Below are 1857 nucleotides of genomic sequence, written 5' to 3'. Positions count from 1 at the left end.
ATAGCGTAAAGGTGTATGGGCATTGTCTGAATTCATCTTGATCTCCTCCGAATGAAAAGAGGGCATTCGTATTAAATCGCCATGTTATTCAGATTTTTTCGAAAGCGAATCAGTTACTTAGTTCCTATACGGCGTCTAAGCCAACCCAGTCCCAACCCCCTCGATACGCAACCGTAAGACCTAGGAGAAAAACCATGTTGACCCTGACAGACCTGAGCGCCGACCGGACCCTGGACAAGGCCGCCATGAGCGGTGTGAGCGGCGGCTACGCCTTCGCCGGAGATGCCTTCGGCGCCTTCTTCGGCATCGTCAATGCCCCCGAGATCGATCTCGGCACGCACCTGCTCGCGCAGGAGCAGAACGTCGCCGTCGATCAGAGCAACGCCATCGGTGGATTCAACGTCGTCGGTGCGAACCAGACGCAGAACGGCATCAGCGGTCAGGTCTCGGTGTTCTAACACCCGCCAGGCAATGTCCGCTGTCAAGAAACGGGGGCCTTCGGGTCCTCGTTTTCGTTGAGGACCTAGCGCACCTAACCTCCTCTAACCCCAATACCGTTCAATGGCACAGCACAATGCTCTCCTCGAAGGGTTTGGTCGGCTGAGGAGGATGTCGGTGGTGCGCCCGCTTCTTGGGCCATTTGCTCATCTTTTGTTTGATGACGCGGGGATTGATCCGGTGACGGCGCGGCGGGAGGATTTCCTCGGCGACTTCCTTCACGAGGCGCTGATACCACTGCTGAATCTTCCGCGGCCCGGTCGGGCACTAGGGCAAGCGGCAGTGCAGGACCTTGAGTGCACCGGTCAGCCGTGACGCATGACCTCCTGAGCCTAGCGCCAGCAAGGCTTGCGGGGAAGACGAAAAAAAGTTTGTCGCAAAAGGGGGTAAACACAGCACGGGCGCGGTGGGAGAATCGAGCGTGAACCATTGCGCAGAATTGATTGACGCCGCATGCAACGCCAAGACAACGCGACGTGGTGGCAGGGGGATCGAGAGATCGGCTCCGATGACGTCGCCTACATCCGCACCTTCGTCAAACGCTTTCCCGGGTTATCGCGCACGGAACTCACCTTCACGGTGTGCGAGCACCTCGATTGGCTGACACCGGCGGGGCGGCCGAAGTTCGAGGCCTGCGCCAAGCTGTTGGCACGCCTGGAGACGGCCGGGGAGCAGCACCTGCCCGCGTTGCGGGAAGACAAACGCCATCCTGGCCGCCGCTCCTGCGCCGCGCAACCCGCGCGCACTCGAACCGAGCGATCGGCGCCGTTGGTGCGATCCCTCGCGCAGCTCGATGCGGTGCGCCTGCGCTTGGTCAGCGACACCGAGGAGGAGCACCTCTGGAACGCGCAGGTCGAGCGCGACCATCCGTTGGGCTACAAGAAGCCGTTCGTTTATTGGGCGCGCTACTTCATCGAGTCCGGCGAGTATCAGCTAGGCTGCATCCTGCTCGGCGGCGCGGCCAAGGCGCTCAGCGCGCGTGATCAATGGATCGGCTGGAACGATCGCCAACGCCTGGCGAACCTGCCCTGGGTGCTCAACAACAGCCGCTATCTGATCTTCCCTGGGATCGAGGTGGCGAATCTCGCCAGCCACGTGCTTGGACAACTGGCCCGGCAGGTGGGCGACGACTGGCAGTCACGCTGGGGCTATCGCCCGGTGCTGTTGGAGACCTTCGTCGATCCGACCCGTTTCCGCGGCACCTGTTACCGGGCGGCCGGTTGGACGCTGTTAGGCCGCACCACCGGCGACGGCTTGGTGCGCCCAGGCAAACACTACCAGACTAGTGGTCTTGAGTGAAAGTCCTAATACTGTTTCTGGGCGATCGATGGCATCCTACTCATCTGTCTTGAGTTTCGC

Annotated in this window: 3 protein-coding genes; 2 read left to right on the top strand and 1 reads right to left on the bottom strand. The window is 60.9% G+C overall.

All coding sequences use genetic code 11. From position 1 onward, the window contains the following. The first annotated feature begins 194 nt into the window (after positions 1-194). A complete protein-coding gene (locus G3480_RS26390; RefSeq protein WP_164657167.1) occupies positions 195-458 on the top strand; it encodes a hypothetical protein in 264 nt (87 codons plus the stop codon). Positions 459-558: 100 nt separating this feature from the next. Here the strand turns inward: G3480_RS26390 and G3480_RS27735 are convergent, their stop codons facing one another. Then, positions 559-720 carry a hypothetical protein gene (locus G3480_RS27735; protein ID WP_167752494.1) on the bottom strand — a complete coding sequence of 54 codons (162 nt, stop codon included), beginning with the start codon at positions 718-720 and terminating at the stop codon, positions 559-561. Positions 721-951: 231 nt separating this feature from the next. On the opposite strand from G3480_RS27735, the gene G3480_RS26385 reads away from it, so the two are divergent. Beyond that, on the top strand, positions 952-1797 hold the full coding sequence (locus G3480_RS26385; protein WP_164657166.1) for a Druantia anti-phage system protein DruA: 846 nt from the start codon (positions 952-954) through the stop codon (positions 1795-1797). Positions 1798-1857 lie beyond the last annotated feature (60 nt).

The sequence above is a fragment of the Thiorhodococcus mannitoliphagus genome (genome assembly GCF_010915725.1).
Taxonomy (GTDB): Bacteria; Pseudomonadota; Gammaproteobacteria; order Chromatiales; family Chromatiaceae; genus Thiorhodococcus; species Thiorhodococcus mannitoliphagus.
Note: the sequence above shows the minus strand (reverse complement) of the source record. Positions and strands in the feature narration are given on the sequence as shown.

Coding starts and splice junctions, on each gene's coding strand:
- G3480_RS26385 (WP_164657166.1), top strand. CDS start 952: ATGCAACGCCAAGACAACGCGACGTGGTGGCAGGGGGATCGAGAGATC.
- G3480_RS26390 (WP_164657167.1), top strand. CDS start 195: ATGTTGACCCTGACAGACCTGAGCGCCGACCGGACCCTGGACAAGGCC.